At 60.1% G+C, this 16,313-nt stretch carries 13 protein-coding genes; 1 reads left to right on the plus strand and 12 read right to left on the minus strand.

What is annotated here, in order from left to right:
- Positions 1-19 precede the first annotated feature (19 nt).
- The 12 genes from CIC07_RS17320 to CIC07_RS17375 all read right to left on the minus strand — a co-directional run bounded on the left by CIC07_RS17320 (position 20) and on the right by CIC07_RS17375 (position 14,449).
- Positions 20-775, minus strand: a complete 756-nt coding sequence (locus CIC07_RS17320) for a tRNA threonylcarbamoyladenosine dehydratase (protein WP_076354368.1) — start codon at positions 773-775, stop codon at positions 20-22.
- Between the two features lie 106 nt (positions 776-881).
- On the minus strand, positions 882-2,702 hold the full coding sequence (gene aspS, locus CIC07_RS17325; RefSeq protein WP_076354366.1) for an aspartate--tRNA ligase: 1,821 nt from the start codon (positions 2,700-2,702) through the stop codon (positions 882-884).
- Between the two features lie 144 nt (positions 2,703-2,846).
- Positions 2,847-4,094, minus strand: a complete 1,248-nt coding sequence (hisS, locus tag CIC07_RS17330; RefSeq protein ID WP_076354364.1) for a histidine--tRNA ligase — start codon at positions 4,092-4,094, stop codon at positions 2,847-2,849.
- Between the two features lie 571 nt (positions 4,095-4,665).
- Positions 4,666-4,836, minus strand: a complete 171-nt coding sequence (locus CIC07_RS17335) for a hypothetical protein (RefSeq protein WP_157741934.1) — start codon at positions 4,834-4,836, stop codon at positions 4,666-4,668.
- A 105-nt stretch (positions 4,837-4,941) separates the two neighbouring features.
- Entirely contained in the window at positions 4,942-5,385 is a 444-nt protein-coding gene (gene dtd / locus CIC07_RS17340; RefSeq protein WP_076354362.1) for a D-aminoacyl-tRNA deacylase, read from the minus strand.
- Positions 5,386-5,406: 21 nt separating this feature from the next.
- The gene (locus CIC07_RS17345) at positions 5,407-7,587 is read right to left on the minus strand and encodes a RelA/SpoT family protein (protein ID WP_076354360.1); all 2,181 of its coding nucleotides are present in this window, start codon (positions 7,585-7,587) and stop codon (positions 5,407-5,409) included.
- A gap of 283 nt (positions 7,588-7,870) precedes the next feature.
- A complete protein-coding gene (locus CIC07_RS17350; RefSeq protein WP_076354358.1) occupies positions 7,871-8,383 on the minus strand; it encodes an adenine phosphoribosyltransferase in 513 nt (170 codons plus the stop codon).
- Positions 8,384-8,406: 23 nt separating this feature from the next.
- Positions 8,407-10,827: a single-stranded-DNA-specific exonuclease RecJ gene (recJ, locus tag CIC07_RS17355; protein ID WP_076354356.1), complete on the minus strand. Its 2,421-nt coding sequence runs from the start codon at positions 10,825-10,827 to the stop codon at positions 8,407-8,409.
- A 193-nt stretch (positions 10,828-11,020) separates the two neighbouring features.
- Positions 11,021-11,926, minus strand: a complete 906-nt coding sequence (locus tag CIC07_RS17360; protein WP_076354354.1) for a cation diffusion facilitator family transporter — start codon at positions 11,924-11,926, stop codon at positions 11,021-11,023.
- Positions 11,927-11,941: 15 nt separating this feature from the next.
- The gene (gene secF, locus CIC07_RS17365; protein WP_076354352.1) at positions 11,942-12,862 is read right to left on the minus strand and encodes a protein translocase subunit SecF; all 921 of its coding nucleotides are present in this window, start codon (positions 12,860-12,862) and stop codon (positions 11,942-11,944) included.
- Entirely contained in the window at positions 12,852-14,126 is a 1,275-nt protein-coding gene (gene secD / locus CIC07_RS17370; RefSeq protein ID WP_076354350.1) for a protein translocase subunit SecD, read from the minus strand. Before secD ends, secF begins: the two co-directional genes overlap by 11 nt.
- 89 nt (positions 14,127-14,215) lie before the next feature.
- Positions 14,216-14,449, minus strand: coding sequence for a post-transcriptional regulator (locus CIC07_RS17375; RefSeq protein ID WP_076354348.1), 234 nt, complete (start codon positions 14,447-14,449; stop codon positions 14,216-14,218).
- 211 nt (positions 14,450-14,660) lie between these two features.
- On the opposite strand from CIC07_RS17375, the gene spoVB reads away from it, so the two are divergent.
- Positions 14,661-16,262, plus strand: coding sequence for a stage V sporulation protein B (gene spoVB / locus CIC07_RS17380; RefSeq protein WP_076354346.1), 1,602 nt, complete (start codon positions 14,661-14,663; stop codon positions 16,260-16,262).
- Positions 16,263-16,313: the final 51 nt, after the last annotated feature.

Raw genomic sequence — 16,313 nt, forward strand, 5'->3', positions numbered from 1 at the left:
GTCTATTGAACAGGAAAGCTTACAGAGAAATTCCGGATTTGGCGAGCAGCTCCCGAACGGCGACGCTGACCATGATCAGTCCCGCCACCGGCGGCACGAACGCATTGCTGGCAGGCGGCTGCTGGGCTTTGCGGATTTCCGGAGCGTTGTCCGGCACGATCCGCTGGGTGACGTCCTCGCGCGGCTTTTTAGGCTCCTCCGACGAGAAGACGACCTGGACCCCTTTCTTCACGCCTTCGCGGCGAAGCTTCTGGCGGACGACTCGCGCGACGGGATCCGTATGGGTTTTGGAAATATCCGTAACCTGAAACTTGGTCGGATCGACCTTGTTCGCAGCCCCCATGCTGGAGATGATCGGAATGTTCCGCTCCAGGCACTGCTTGATGAGGTGGACCTTGTAGGAGATCGTGTCGGATGCGTCGAGCACATAATCTAGCGGGTATTCGAACAGCTTCTCGTACGTCTCCTCGGTGTAGAACATCCTCAAGCTGATGACGTCGCACTCGGGGTTGATCAGCTTGATGCGGTCCCGCATGAGATCCGCCTTCGGCTCGCCGACCGTCGTCGTCAAGGCATGGATCTGCCGGTTGATATTGGTGATGTCCACGACATCCTTGTCGATCAGGATGATTCGGCCGACGCCGGTGCGGGCCAGAGCTTCGGCCGCGATCGAGCCGACGCCGCCGATGCCGAGCACGGCGACGGTGCTACGCTTCATCGCTTCGATGCCTTCAGGACCGAAGGCAAGCTCGGTTCGGGAAAATTGATTGAGCATGGCTATTTCCTCCTTTATCCTTTTCGTTTCCCTTTCAGGCAGGGCAAAACCGCACCGGTTCCGGTGCGGCCTGCTTTCATGCCTGTAATTTGCAGCGGTCTCCCGACTACGATTGAACGGCCGGGGCCGGGGCTGGCGCCGCTCCCGGAGCCGGCTTCGAGGCCGCTTTCGCAACCGTGCGGATATGCAGCTGCTGAAGCTGGGCGATATCCACCGGAGACGGAGCCGCCGTCAGCAGGTCGGTCGCGCTCGCCGTTTTCGGGAAGGCGATCGTCTCGCGCAGGTTGGTGCGGCCGGCCAGCAGCATGATCAAGCGGTCCAGGCCGAAAGCGATGCCGCCATGCGGAGGCGTGCCGTATTCGAAGGCGTCGAGCAGGAAGCCGAACTGCTCATGCGCTTCCTCCATGCTGAAGCCCAGAGCCGTGAACATCTTCTCCTGGATGTCCCGCTTGTAGATCCTCATCGAGCCCCCGCCGACTTCGTATCCGTTGAGCACCAGATCGTAGGCTTGAGCGCGGATCGCTCCGGGATCGCTGTCGAACAGATGCAGATCCTCATCCTTCGGACGGGTGAACGGATGATGCTCGGCGACATAACGCTTCGCTTCCTCATCCCAGCCGAGCAGCGGGAAGTCCACGACCCAGGCGAATTTGAAGACGGAGTCGTCGATCAGGTTCAGCTGGCGTCCGACCTTCAGCCTCAGGTTGCCCAGAACGTCGGCTGCGACCTTCTTCTTGTCGGCGGAGAACATCAGCAGATCGCCTTCTTCAACGCCCAGACGCTCGGTCAGAGCCTGGATTTCCTCCGGCTTGAGGAATTTCACGATCGGACCGCGCCATTCGCCTTCCTTCACCGTAATCCAGGCAAGTCCCTTGCCGCCGTAGCGGGCTGCGAACGGCTGCAGGTCGTCCAGCTCCTTGCGGCTCCATCCTGCGCAGCCTTTGGCGTTCAGCACGCGCACGACGCCTCCGGAAGCGGCCACGCTCGCGAATACCTTCACGTCGCTGTCCTTCACGATGTCCGTAATATCTTCAATTTCCAGACCGAAGCGCAGATCCGGCTTGTCGGAGCCGTATTTGTCCATCGCATCCGCATAGGTGATGCGCTGGAACGGCGCTGTGATTTCGGCGCCTACCGTTTCCTTGAACAGGCGCTGAGCCAGCTTCTCCATCATCGCGAGCAGCTGGTCCTGGGTCAGGAAGGAAGTCTCGATGTCGACCTGGGTGAATTCCGGCTGGCGGTCGGCGCGAAGATCCTCATCGCGGAAGCAGCGCGCGATCTGGTAGTAGCGCTCGACGCCGCCCACCATGAGCAGCTGCTTGAAGAGCTGCGGCGATTGCGGCAGCGCGTAGAACTCCTCCGGATGCACGCGGCTCGGCACGAGATAGTCGCGCGCTCCCTCCGGCGTGCTTTTGGTGAGGATCGGCGTTTCCACTTCGACGAATTCTTCTCCGTCGAGGAAGTCGCGGAAGATTTTGGACGCTTTGGAGCGGAGGAGCAGCGTTCGCTGCATCTCCGGACGGCGCAGGTCCAGGTAGCGGTACTTCAGGCGGAGAGGCTCGTCGACCTCGATGCCGTCCTCGATTGGAAACGGCGGCGTTTTGGCGGCGTTGAGAATCTCGATCTCGGTGATGCGGACCTCGATCTCGCCGGTGGCCAGATTCGGATTGCGAGTCTCCGCGTCGCGTTCAACGACGGTTCCCTTCACAGCGAGCACGTACTCGCTGCGCGCGCGGTCGGCGATGCCGAGCGCGTCGCCCGAATAAGCGGGATTGAAGACGATCTGCACGATGCCCGTGCGGTCGCGCAGGTCGATGAACAGCACGCCGCCGAGGTCGCGCCGGCGCTGCACCCATCCTTTCAGTTCCACGGTCTTGCCTACGTCGGCTTTGGTCAGCCGTCCGCATTGATAAGCTTGTTCGCTCATTTCTGTCACTCCTTCGGATGGTTGGCACGGGTTCCCATGCTCTATTTGAGGAGCCTTGAAATCGCTCATATTCCCGATTCCGCGGCTAAGGCCGAACATTCCAGGATGCGTTCGATCGGTCCATGCTTGAATTCCGAATGGGAATCAGCCTTTGATCTCAGAGGCCAGGCTTGCGAGAGGAACCATGCGCTGCTCGCCGGTATCCATCTCCTTGAGGGAAATCTGGCCGGCGGCCAGCTCGTCGTCGCCTAGAATCGCCGTATAACGCGCGGCGTAACGGTCGGCCGATTTCATCTGCGCCTTCATCTTGCGGCCCTGATAATCGCGCTCCGCGGACAAGCCGGCTTGGCGGAGCAGCTGAAGCTGCTTGGCCGTCTCGCGCTCCGCAGCTTCGCCTAGAGCGACCAGATACACGTCGATGCGCGGCTTGGCCGCCTCGCCGCCCTGCTGGTGCTCCAGAATCATGACGGTGCGCTCGATGCCGAGGCCGAATCCGACGCCGGGCTGGTCCGGCCCGCCGATTTCGCCGACGAGGCCGTTGTATCGGCCTCCTCCGCCGATCGTGTCGATGGCGCCGATTCCCTCCGCCTTGAACTCGAAGGCGGTATTCGTGTAATAATCAAGTCCTCGGACGAGCCGGGAGTTGATGTCGTACGGGATGTCCATATCGCCCAAATGCTGCTTCACCTTCTCGAAATGCGCGCTGCTGGCTTCGTCGAGGCTGTCGAGAATCGACGGCGCGCCCTCGAAGTGATGCTGGTCATGCTTGCAGTCCAGCACCCTGAGCGGATTGCGGTCCATGCGGGACTGGCAGTCCTTGCACAGAATGCTGCGCTTGGGCTCCAGGAACTCCAGCAGCTTGCCGCGGAACGCGGCTCGTACCTCTGGCGTCCCGACGGAGTTGATCTCCACGCGCACGTCTCTCAGGCCGACCTCCGTATAGAAGGTATATCCAAGCGCGATGACCTCCGCATCGAGCGCCGGATCGACCGACCCGAGCGCTTCCACGCCGAACTGGTGGAACTGGCGGTAGCGTCCGGCCTGCTGGCGCTCATAGCGGAACATCGGTCCGACATAGTACAGCTTCGTCAGATCGGGCTCGCCATAGAGCTTGTTCTCGACATAGGCGCGCACGACGCCGGCGGTTCCTTCGGGACGCAGCGTCAGGCTGCGCCCGCCGCGGTCCTCGAACGTGTACATTTCCTTCTCGACAATGTCCGTCGTCTCCCCGACGCCGCGCCGGAACAAGTCCGTCGACTCGAACATCGGCGTGCGGATTTCGCGGAAGTTGAATCTGCGGCATATTTCCCTCGCCTTGCTTTCGACGAACTGCCATCTCTCGACTTGTCCGGGCAGCAGATCCTGCGTGCCCGGCATTTTTTGAAATCCCATAACCGCCCCTCCTTGCTTTGGCTCAGCATCATCGCATTCCAACCTATCTTCATCGACAAAAAAAGCCCTCGTCCGCTGACGACCCCGTAAGGTCGTCAGGGACGAGAGCTCGATCTCCCGTGGTGCCACCCTGATTCCGGACGTAGGGCCTGAGGCCGGTCCATCCGCTTCAAAGAACGGTTAACGCCCGTCACACGCATGCCGTCTACGCAAAGGCTGCGCCGTCATGCGCGCAAAAGCCTTCTTCGCCGGATGTTCTCCGGGATGTCATTCCTCCCGCCACCATAAGGACGCTTGCAGCCGTAACGGCGTCCCTCTCTGGATACGTGCGCGCAGAGTACTTCTTCCCATCATCAAAGGTTGGTTTCAATTGAGATTCATTCTACCGCTGTAAAGGGATCAAGTCAAGCTTGCTCTCCCCGTGGGAACAAAAAAAAGAGCCCGGCAAGCGGGCTCTGAAGTCTTGCCATATTAAAAAGGGGGTCGAGATCAAGTATAGCCCGGCTGTGTTAAGCGATGATGTTGCCCAGATTACAATTGGATGACAAATCGCTTCTGCCGGCATGAAGGGTCACTTTTCTTCCCGATCATCCTTTTTGGGCGCAGCTCCGCCCCCTGCCCAGTCTTCCGCGAACTCAAGGTCTTCCTCCAGATCGTCCAGCAGCAGCGCTTCCCGCCTGTCCGCTTGCAGGATCCGGCTGGAAGCGCGGCTCAGCATCTGCATTTTGCGTCCCTGCCGCATGGCGGCCACTTCCTTTCTCGCCGTCAAATCGCTTATGAAGCGTCTGTCGAGGTGTCCGGTAAGTAGTGTTGCCGCATAACGGCTTCGTTAGTCCGGAAGCAGGGATTATTCCCGGCTGTCCACCAGGAGCGTGACCGGACCTTCATTGACGAGGGATACATCCATCATAGCTCCGAAACGGCCCGTCTCGACCTGGAGCCCGAGCGCTCGAAGCGCTCCGTTGAACGCTTCGTAGAGAGGCTCCGCATGCTCCGGCCGGGCTGCGGACATGAAGTTGGGACGCCTTCCCTTGCGGCAGTCGCCGTACAGGGTGAACTGGGACACCGACAGCACGGCCCCGCCTGAGTCGAGCACGCTCAGGTTCATCTTCCCGGCCCCGTCCTCGAAAATGCGCAGGTTCGCGATTTTGTCGGCCATCCAGGAGATGTCGGCCTCGCTGTCCTCATGGGTAATCCCGACAAGCAGCATGAGCCCATGCCCGATGCTGCCGACGGGCGCCCCCTCGACGGAGACCGATGCGCTGGAGCAGCGCTGAACCACGACTTTCACGATGAGCCACCGTCCTCTATCCTATTGCATGATGCGCTGCACCGAGTAGATGTCCTTGACGCGCTTGATCTTGTCCACGACAGACTGCAGATGCTCGATGTTGCGGATCAGGATGGTCATATGGATGATGACCATCTTGTTCTTGCCCGTGCGTCCCGTGACCGCGGATATGTTCGTCTTGCTCTCCGCGACGGCCTGCAGCACCTCGTTGAGCAGGCCTCGATGGTCGTAGCCGGTAATCTCGATGTCGACGCTGTAGTTCGACTCCGTCGACTGTTCCCATTCGACCTCGATGACGCGCTCCGCGTCGTCCTCCTGGCCTTCGACAGGAAGATTCGGGCAATCCTGCCGGTGAACGGACACTCCGCGTCCGCGCGTGATGTAACCGACGATTTCGTCGCCGGGAACCGGATTGCAGCAGCGGGCGAAGCGTACGAGCAGGTTGTCGATGCCTTTGACGGTCACGCCGCCGGTCGCCGCCTTCTTGCGGGTTCCCGGAGACTTCACCTCGGTCGGCTCGTTCGTAAGCTCGATCAGCTGCGCGGCTTCGGCTTCCCGCCGCATCTTCTCCGTCAGCTTGGTGCAGATCTGCGCGGCGGTGATGCCGCCGAACCCGATCGCGGACATCATGTCCTCGACATCATGGAAGCTGAACTTGGACGCGGCCTCCATGAGCTTGTCCTCGGCCATCCAGGCGGACGGCTCGAGGCCGAGCCGCTTCAGCTCGCGCTCCAGCATATCGCGGCCTTTGATGACGTTCTCCTCGCGCCGCTCTTTTTTGAACCAGGCCTTGATCTTCGTCCGGGCATGCGAGGACTTCGTGATCTTGATCCAGTCCTGGCTCGGGCCGTAGGAATGCTTCGAGGTCAGAATCTCCACGATGTCGCCGGTCTTGAGCTTATGGTCGAGCGGCACGATCCGGCCGTTCACCTTGGCCCCGATCGTCCGGTTGCCGACCTCCGTATGGATCCGGTAGGCGAAATCAAGCGGAACGGAACCGGCCGGCAGCTCGATCACCTCGCCTTTTGGCGTGAACACGAACACCAGATCCGAGAAGAAGTCCATCTTGAGCGACTCCATGAACTCGGAGGCGTCCTCGGCCTCGTTCTGCAGCTCCAGAATTTCGCGGAACCATCCCATCTTGTCCTCGATATTGCCGCTCGGCCCCGCCGAGCCTTCCTTGTAGGCCCAGTGGGCCGCGACGCCGTACTCGCTCGTGCGGTGCATCTCCCAGGTGCGGATCTGGACCTCGGTCGGCTCGCCGTTCGGTCCCACGACGGTCGTATGCAAGGACTGGTACATGTTGGCCTTGGGCATCGCGACATAGTCCTTGAAACGTCCGGGCATCGGCTTCCACAGCGTGTGGATGATGCCGAGCGTCGCGTAGCAGTCCTTGATGTTGTCCACGATGATGCGGATCGCCATCAGGTCATAGATTTCGTTGAACTGCTTGTTGCGCATCGTCATCTTGCGGTAAATGCTGTAAATATGCTTGGGGCGCCCCGAAATATCGCCGTCGATACCCATTTCCTCCAGCTTTTCCGTGATCCGGCCGATGACGACGGCGATATACTGCTCCCGCTCCGCCCGCTTTTTCTTCATCAGATTGGCGATCCGGTAATACTGCTGCGGATTGAGATAGCGCAGGGCGATATCCTCCATCTCCCACTTGATCGCGGAGATGCCGAGCCTGTGGGCGATCGGACAGAAAATCTCCAGCGTCTCGTAAGCGATGCGGCGCTGCGCTTCCTCCGATTGGAATTTCAGCGTGCGCATATTATGAAGCCGGTCCGCAAGCTTGATGAGAATGACGCGGATGTCCTGTGCCATCGCCACGAACATCTTGCGGTAGTTCTCGTTCTGCTGTTCTTCCTTGGACCGGAATTTGATCTTTTCCAGCTTGGTGAGGCCGTCGACCAGCATGGCGCAGGTATCTCCGAATCTCGCCCGGACCTGTTCCACCTCGACGGTCGTATCCTCCACTACGTCATGCAGCAGCGCCGCTATGATGGAAGTCACGTCCATCTCCATATTGACCAGGATTTCCGCCACGGCCACCGGATGGAGAATATAGGGCTCACCCGATTTGCGCACCTGCCCGTGATGGGCTTGGTCGGCAAATTCATAGGCCTCCCGGATCCTGTTGAGATCCTGGTCCCTCATATAAGTCGACGCCTTAGCGAGTAATTGCTCTATGCCCATGAAACGTCCCTTTCCATCCAAATGTCATCGTTCGACTTCTACCGTGTCCCAGTACCTATGAAATAAGTTTAACTCCTATTATGCCCCTACAATACGGGCGGCGTCAACTGAACTTCAAGCGATAAGGCCCTCCCTCTGGCTGCGGCACGGAACGACATCATAAACATTGGTTCATATTCCTTATTCTGTTATTCATCAGGTCGGATAGTGTCTATGCCGATAAAAAAAGACGGCCGTTTGACGGCCGCCATTATTTCCTGAGAAATAATTAATAATGAAGCGATTAGTATTTCATCAGAGAGAAGATGTCCAGGGCGCCAAGCTTGGCGCGTCCGTCCAAATAGCCGAGCTCGATCAGGAAGGAAGCACCTACGACCTCGCCGCCAAGCTGCTCGATCAGGTTGATCGTCGTCGCGATCGTGCCGCCGGTAGCAAGCAGATCGTCGGCGATGAGCACGCGCTGTCCCGGCTTGATGGCATCCTTGTGGACGGCGAGCGTGTCTTTGCCGTATTCAAGGTCATAACCGGCCTCCACGGTCTCTCCCGGAAGCTTGCCGCTTTTGCGGATCGGCACAAAACCGACTCCGAGTGCGATCGCCAGCGGAGCTCCGACGACGAAGCCGCGCGCCTCCGGACCGGCGATCAGGTCGATCTCTTTGCCGTGGGCCGCTTTTTTGAGCTCATCGATCGCCGCGCGGTAGACTTCGCCGTTGTTCAGCAGCGTCGTGATGTCCTTGAAGCGGATGCCTGGCTGAGGAAAATCTTCGATAACGCGGATATATTCTTTGAAGTTCATGGTAGTCGAGCTCCTTTTATTCCCTATGCGGGTAGTTCGGTATGATGGCTTGATGCCGGCAAGCCGGCTATCCAGGATTTGATGTCTTCGGCTGCGGAGTAGAGCTTGGACAGGATCTTCTCTTCTTCCAGCGCCTCCAGGTAAAGGGCGGATTCCGAGAGGTCCCTGCGGGCCGGAGCCTCGGCGGCTGTCCAGCCCTCGTCGCGCCGTTCGATGAAGCCCAGCTGATGAAACACTTCCAATGCCAGAGAGGCTCTCTCCGGCGGGCAGCCCGCAGCCTCGGCCAGCCTCCGTCCCGCCTGCCCGGCAGGCAGCGGTGACAGCTTGCGGATCCAGGCGTACAGCCTGCCCATGCCCGCGCGCTCCAGCCAGTCGGCGGAGCCTCTCGGATCAGCCGGATAGAGCAGATGCAGCGCCTCCAGTCCCTTGCTGAGCCGAAGAGCGTTCTCCAGCCTCGTGCAGGAGGACGGACTTCCATAAAGGATGACTTCCTGGCAGGTGAAGCCTCCAGCCGGAACCTCTTCGGGCAGGCAATGGGTCCACTCTGAGCTGCCGCTTCCTTCGCTCCCGGATGCGATCTCGCGAGCGCTTCCCGAGTGCAGCCTTTCCCTCGTCACGATGACGGCCGTTCTCTTTTCCTGCCGGAGCCTCTCGATGATCGAAGCAAGCCGGCCGCCGGGATCCCTGGTCCCTCTGAAGTCGTATACCCTCGGCTCTCTGACCCTCAGATCGCGGATCATCAGCTGCGGCTTGCGCTTCCCGTTCCATTCGTTCACCGACAGCTCCCCGACGATGTCCGCCCTCAAGGAAGCGGCCAGCGGATCGGCGAATTCTCCCATGCCGAATCCGATCGCATCCAGCTTCGCCGGGGTGATGCCGCTGCTTAGAGCGAGCTTGAGATGCGTCTTCTCCTTGCCGAGCAGGCGGACATCGCCGATGCCCGCCACGCTGATCAGCAGCTTCGGCACCGGATTGCCGCTGCCGTAAGGCTCAAGCAGCGCCAGCTCGCCGGCGGTCTCGATCGACGCCTCCTCGATGGGACAGACCAGGTCGATGTCGCAGACCGGAATGTAATCCTCCGGACGCAGCTGAAGCTCCGCTTGCGCGCACAGGGCTTCCTCCAGCTCGTCCAGCCGGGCGCGGTGAAGCGTCATGCCCGCAGCGGCCGCATGGCCGCCGTAATGCTCCATCAGCTCCTTGCAGGAGCTCAAAGCCTCGAACAGGTCATAACCCGGAATCGACCTTGCCGATCCTTTGCACATTCCCGATTGCTCGTCAAGGCCGAGCAGCACGGTCGGACGATAATGCTTCTCCAGCAGCTTGGAAGCCACGATGCCGACAACGCCGGGATTCCAGCCCGCACCGGCGAGCACGATCACCCCCGGATGGGGAGCGCCTTGCTCGTCGGCCCTGCGGCAGCGTTCCTGCCACATGGCTTCGGCTTCCTTAGCGATATCGGCGACAACCTCGCGGCGCTCGATGTTGAGCTCGTCCAGGCTCGAGGCGATCTCCTCGGCTTCCTCCCGGTCATCGGTGACAAGAAGGACAACGGCCGGAGCCGCATGATCGAGCCGGCCCGCGGCGTTGACTCTCGGCCCCATCTGGAAGCCGATATCGGATGCCGTGACCGCCTCCGTCCTGATGCCGCACGCTTCGGCCAAAGCCGCGAATCCGGGGCGAGGCGAGGTTCGGATGACATTCAGGCCGGAACGGACGATGATGCGGTTCTCGTCGGCCAACGGCATCAAGTCCGCAATCGTTCCCAGAGCGGCAATATCGCTCCATTCCAGGGGAACGCGGCCAAGCAGGCACTGGGCGAGCTTGAAAGCGACTCCGGCGCCGCACAGCCCCTTGAACGGATAAGAGCATCCGGGCTGCTTGGGATTCACGATGACATCGGCATCGGGAAGAACTTCGGGAGGCTCGTGATGATCCGTCACGACGACCGACAAGCCCAGCTTGCGGGCATGCGCGATCGGCTCGACGGCGCTGATTCCGTTGTCGACCGTGACGATGAGCGTGAATCCTGCTTCCGCAGCCTTGTCCACGGCCGGGATGTTCATGCCGTATCCTTCCCGGGTACGATGCGGAATATAATAGTCATGGCGAATGCCCAGCTCGCGCAGCAAAAGGATCATCAAGGCGGTGGAGGAAACTCCGTCCGCGTCGTAATCCCCGTATACAAGCACTTTCTCCCCGTCTGCCGCGGCCTTCCGGATGCGGGCGGCCGCTTCCTCCATTCCCTTGAGCAGATAGGGATCATGCATCGACTCGATTCCCGCCTCCATGAAGTCATGGGCCGTTTCCGGCGTCATGCACCCTCGTTGGACGAGCAGTTTCGCCGCCAGCGGATTCAGGCCCAGAGCAGCCTGAATCGATAGCGCGGCCTGGTTTTCCTCTTCATTCAGCTTTCTTATGTTCCAGCGGGTTTTGGACCCGATCACGTTGTACCCGCCTCCATCCTTGCCTTTCGGTGTCGAGCTTGCGCTTCTGTCTGCCGCTTGCCGTCACGGCTGGTTCTCAAACGAAATCCAAGCAGAGAAACGCTGCCCTCTGCGGCTGCGGGCCGTTCCGGAAGACCGGATCAGCCCGCAGCAGGCGGCGGCAGCGTTGTGCCCAAGACGGGGCAGCCGGCACTTACTGAAGCAGCGTCGGCATATGCTCCTGATTGGGATCATGATTGGATTTGTACGGATAGCCCGGATTGTAAGGCTCTACGCAGATCTTGACGTCATGGATATGCATGAACCGCTTGAGGACGAGCTGCTTGACCCTCCGCCCGATATCCGCCCCTTCGAGGACGGATATCCGAGGATTGACGCTGATGACGATCTCGGCGGATATCCGGCCTCCGCTCATATGCGGCTGGACCGCTTCCACCGTCACGACGCCGTCGACTCTTTGGATGATCTCCGTCATGTCCTCGGCCAGACCGGAATGGTCCGCGGGAGCGGTCTCCTTCTTCTTGCCGGTTCCGAGAAAAAGAAGATAGCCCTTGTAGACGATGAAAGCCCCGATGAGGACCGATGCGGCAGGATCCAGATACGTCATCCAGGTCAATCCGCCCTCGCCTCCGGCCCAGGCGCCTGCGGCTCCGGCGGCCGCCGTCAGCGAGACCGCCCATTCCCATCCGGGAATCGGACCTCTCATGAACAGCAGGCGCAGGGCAAGGCAGATCGGAATGACAAAGGCAGCCGGAAGCTGCGGATAGCCTTCAAGCGGCTCCATCATGCGGTTGAGAGCGAGCACGGCCATCTGCAGGCCGATGACGATGAGAAAAATGGAGAACACATAGGCGAAGGTATACTCTCTGCCCATATGCTGCACGTTGTTCCCGCTGCGGCGGCTGTTCTCCTTGCCGGAAACCTGCGCCGCATAGGAGGAGCATGCGTCCGAAGCGGAGCGGAAAGCATCCGACAGCAGAACGGAACTGCCGAAGAGGGTACCGGCCGTTCCCTTGATCACGACGAGCCCGATATGGACCCCGGTCTCCCTCCATCGGCCGGCCGCAGCTTGGCCGGATTGCGGTTGCTTGTCGGCCATGGCTTCAGCCTCCCGTTATGAAGCTGCCGGATTGCCTGCAGAAGCCGGCTTCGACTTGGAATTCTTCTTCATGAGCAGCCACAGCGGGCTTGCGATGAAGATGGAGGAGTACGCTCCGCTGAACAGGCCGACCAGCATGGCCAGCGAGAACAAGCGGATCGATTCGCTGCCGAAAATGAACAGCGCCGCGGCTGCGAACAGCACCGTAAGCGCCGTGTTGATCGAGCGCGTCATCGTCTGCCATACGCTGTCGTTGACGACGCGGATATAATCCTTGTACGTCTTGATCTTGGCGAAGCGCAGGTTTTCGCGGATCCGGTCGAAGATGACGATCGTATCGTTGATGGAGTAGCCGATGATCGTCAGGATGGCGACGATGAACGGCAGGTTGACCTCCAGACGGAAGATCGAGAAGACGCTGATGACAATGAAGGCATCGTGGACGAGAGCCACGACGGCCGCAAGGCCGAAGCGCCATTCAAAGCGGATGGCGATATAGATGATGATGCCGATGCAAGCCAGCAGCATCGCCTTGAGCGCGTTCCACTGAAGCTCGCGGGCGATCTCGACATCGACCGTGTTGACCTCGACCGAAGAGCCGGGATCGAACTTCGCTTTGAGATCCGTCTTGAGCTGTTCTTCCTTGTCCTGGCTGAGCACTTCGTCGAAACGGATCGTCATCCGGTTGTCGCCGAAGGTCGGGGCGTTGTGCTTGCCGAATTCTCCGGCCTGGAGATAGGATTCGATCTCCTGGCGCTGGGCGGACAAGTCCTTGGTCGACTTGACGTCCACGCTGGAGCCCGACTTGAAATCGACGCCGTAGTTGAGTCCCAGAGCCGCGATCGCCACGATGCCGGCGATCGTGATGACGATCGAGAAGATGTAGAAATACTTGCTGTAATGGACAAAATCGATCCGGGATTCCTTAGAGCGCACGGATTTCACTCTCCTTCACGCCGTAATAGCCCGGCTTGTTGAATTTGCCGCTTTTGATCATCAGCCAGAGCAGGTAGCGGGAAACGACTACGTTGGAGATCAGGCTGATGATGATGCTCAGAAGCAGCGTGATGGCGAATCCTTTGACGGATCCGACACCGATGAAGAACAGCACGCCGGCCGCGATGATCGTCGTGACGTGGGAGTCGATGATCGTGCGCAGGGACGTTTTGGAGCCGGCGCGGAACGCGCTCAGCAGGCTCTTGCCGGAACGCATCTCTTCCTTGATCCGCTCCGCCGTCAGGATGTTGGCGTCGACGGCGATGCCGATGCCGAGAATGAAGGCCGCGATGCCGGGAAGCGTAAGCGTCGCGTTGAGAGCGATATGCGCCGCAAGCAGCAGCCAGGTGTAGATAATCAGGGATACGCTGGCCGCGATGCCCGGCACCCGGTAGAACACGAGCATGAAGAGCACGATGAAGACGGTGCCGACCAGGCCGGCGAAAATCGTGTCGTCGAGCGACTGCTTGCCGAGCGAGGCGCCGACGGATTGCGTGTATTTCACTTCGAGCTTCAGCGGCAGGGCGCCGAGGTTGATCGTGTCGCGGATGTTCATCGCTTCTTCACGAGTGTAGCTGCCGGAAATCTCGGCGTCGCTGCTGTTGATCTCCCTTGCCACATTCGGAGCGGACAGCTGTTCCTCGTCCAGATAGATGGCGAGCTGGTTGTTGCCGGTCACGGCCAGCTTGGCCACTTCGGCCGTCACCTTGGCGAACTGGGCGGCATCCTTGAGCTTGATGTTGATCTTGTATTGGCCGAAATCGCCTTGCTGGATCGACGCTCCGCCTTCCTTGAAATCGCTGCCGGTCAGTTCGACCTTGCAGTAGCCGGCGTCCTTGGCGCAGCCGATGGCGCTGCGGAACGTCAGGTTCGCAGGCTTGACGAGGTCCTCGCGAAGCTTGGCTTCCTTGGCTTCGTCCATGCCCGCGATGCGGATGCGGATGCGGTCCGTGCCTTCGGTCGTGACTTCAGGCTCGGACACGCCGTCTTTGTTGACGCGCTTCTCGAGGCTTTTTGCCGTCTCCGTCAACGATTCGCGCGTCACTTTGCTGCCTTCGTTCAAAGGCTTGGCCTGGTAGAGGATTTCGAATCCGCCCTTGAGGTCCAGACCTAACCGGGTCTTATCCAAAAGGGAAGGGCTTGTCCAACCAATGACGCCGAAACTGACGACGACAATGATCAGGAATGCTAGCATCCGTTTCATAATTCCTGATGTTCCTCCTTAAGTTCACAATCGTTTCTATTATAACGATGCGGGAAATTTGAGTCAAAAAAAAGAAACCCTTGTCAAAATCAGGGTTCTTTCCACGCGCTCATCGTCAGATGGTTCATGAGCTGGGTCGCCTTAAGGGACAAGATGTCATTCACGAGCTTGTGCAGCAGCGGCTCACCCGACTTGATGTACCGGGCTTGAACGCATTCCCATACATCGGCCCCCGTCACCTGCTCGTAGCCGATCCAGCGGAACTCCTCCGCCTTGCTCTCGCACAGGGCGAAGATCTCCTCGCTCATTTCCTTTTCCGTCATGCGGCCACTCGCCTCCCCTGTTGACTATCCGCCTCAAGCCGTCGAACTGTTTTCATTCGACGCCAAGGCCCGCTTTCCTGCCTTGAACCTGCTTCTCCCCAAAAAAACATAGACATGCCGGGTGCCGGATGCCGCATAAACATGCTGTACGGACGTGCCCGCCCCTGCCGGGCCGGCACAATGAACACCGTTAGGGAAGAGGAAGGAATCTATGACGAAGCCGAACAAACAAACCAAGCAAACCTTTATCAAGGGAGCCATGATCCTGCTTGCGGCGGGCGTCATCAACCGGATTCTCGGTTTCGTCCCCCGCATCGCCCTTCCCCGCGTCATCGGAGCCGAAGGGGTCGGCATCTACCAGCTCAGCTACCCGTTCCTGGGCGTGCTGCTGACTCTCATTACGGGAGGCATCCCGCTGGCTGTAGCGAAATGGATCGCGGAGGCCGATTCCAAAGGAGAGGGGCACCGCGTCAAGCAGATTTTCCGCACCGCCATGCTGCTGACGGTCGTCCTTGCTCTCGCGATGACGGCTCTCATGCTGGCCGGCGCCGAATGGATCACGACCCGCGTCCTGACCGACAGCCGCGTGTACTGGCCATTCGTCATGATGGCGCCGATGCTGCTCATCATCGGAGTATCGTCCGTATACAGAGGTTATTTCCAAGGCAAGCAGAACATGATCCCGACCGCGCAGTCCCAGGTGGTGGAGACGGTGCTGCGGATCGCCGGGCAGCTGCTGCTGGCTTTCCTTCTGCTCCCATATGGACTGGAATGGGCAGCCGCAGGCGCGATGATGGGAACCGTTATCGGCGAGATCGCCGGCCTGCTGATCTTGTTCTGGCATGCCGCCAAAGACAAGGGGAAGAACGCTGCGGCAGTTCCCGCCCCGCCTGCCGGCGCTCCGCCCCTGTCCCAAGAAGCCAAGCACGAAGACCGCATTCCCGTGCTGAAAAGGCTGCTGCGCCTTTCCATCCCGGTTACCGGCAGCCGGCTGGTCGGGTCCCTGTCCTACCTGCTGGAATCGATCCTGACCGCCCGCAGCCTCGCCGCCGCGGGAATCGCGACCGGTGCCGCCACCGCGCAGTACGGCGCCCTGCAAGGGATGATCATTCCGCTGCTTCTGCTGCCGACGGCGCTCACCTACTCCTTGTCGGTATCTCTGATTCCATCCCTGTCGGCATCAGCGGCCAGAGGCGATATAGCCTCGATCCACAAGCGCCTCCATCAGTCCCTGCGCCTCGCTCTCGTCAGCGGCGCTCCCTTTGTCGTCGTCATGGGCCTGCTCGCGGAGCCGCTGTGCCGGCTGATGTACAATCACGGAGAGATCGCTCCGCTGCTTGCCCTGCTCGCCCCCGCCGGCATCTTCATCTACTTGCAAGGGCCGCTTCAGGCAGCCCTGCAGGCGCTGGACAAACCCGGGACCGCTCTGTTCAATACGACCGTCGGCGCCTGCGTGAAGCTGTATCTGATCGTCGAGCTCGCGTCGCGCCCCGAGCTCGGAATCTATGGCGCCGTCATCGCGATCGTCGTCAACATCATCCTCGTCACCGCCCTGCACGGCATCAGCGTCATGCGCTGCGCCGGATACCGCATGAAGCTGCCCGACTTCATCAAGGTCGGAAGCGCCATGATCATCATGGGAGCCTCCTGCAGATGGCTGATGAGCAGAGGGCCGCTGCCCGCCGAATGGCTCAATTTGATCGCCTCGTGCGCAGCCGGCGCGGCGGTCTATCTATTCCTGATGGGAGCCATGGGAATTATCGATCGGCATGATTTGTCCCGAATACCGGGCATCGGGCGCTGGTTCGGCTGAAGGCGCAAGAAGGGAGACAAAGCGAAAAGGCAGCTGCATCGCAGCTGCCCG

Source organism: Paenibacillus sp. RUD330 (assembly GCF_002243345.2).
Taxonomy (GTDB): domain Bacteria; phylum Bacillota; class Bacilli; order Paenibacillales; family Paenibacillaceae; genus Paenibacillus_O.

Excerpts from the sequence above, each read along its gene's own strand:
- CIC07_RS17375 (WP_076354348.1), bottom strand. The coding sequence starts at position 14,449 with ATGACGGAAAAGGAAATGAGCGAGGAGATCTTCGCCCTGTGCGAGAGC.
- CIC07_RS17350 (WP_076354358.1), bottom strand. The coding sequence starts at position 8,383 with ATGAACTTCAAAGAATATATCCGCGTTATCGAAGATTTTCCTCAGCCA.
- hisS (WP_076354364.1), bottom strand. The coding sequence starts at position 4,094 with ATGGGATTTCAAAAAATGCCGGGCACGCAGGATCTGCTGCCCGGACAA.
- CIC07_RS17360 (WP_076354354.1), bottom strand. The coding sequence starts at position 11,926 with ATGGCCGACAAGCAACCGCAATCCGGCCAAGCTGCGGCCGGCCGATGG.
- secD (WP_076354350.1), bottom strand. The coding sequence starts at position 14,126 with ATGAAACGGATGCTAGCATTCCTGATCATTGTCGTCGTCAGTTTCGGC.
- CIC07_RS17335 (WP_157741934.1), bottom strand. The coding sequence starts at position 4,836 with ATGCGGCAGGGACGCAAAATGCAGATGCTGAGCCGCGCTTCCAGCCGG.
- spoVB (WP_076354346.1), top strand. The coding sequence starts at position 14,661 with ATGACGAAGCCGAACAAACAAACCAAGCAAACCTTTATCAAGGGAGCC.
- aspS (WP_076354366.1), bottom strand. The coding sequence starts at position 2,702 with ATGAGCGAACAAGCTTATCAATGCGGACGGCTGACCAAAGCCGACGTA.
- CIC07_RS17320 (WP_076354368.1), bottom strand. The coding sequence starts at position 775 with ATGCTCAATCAATTTTCCCGAACCGAGCTTGCCTTCGGTCCTGAAGGC.
- CIC07_RS17345 (WP_076354360.1), bottom strand. The coding sequence starts at position 7,587 with ATGGGCATAGAGCAATTACTCGCTAAGGCGTCGACTTATATGAGGGAC.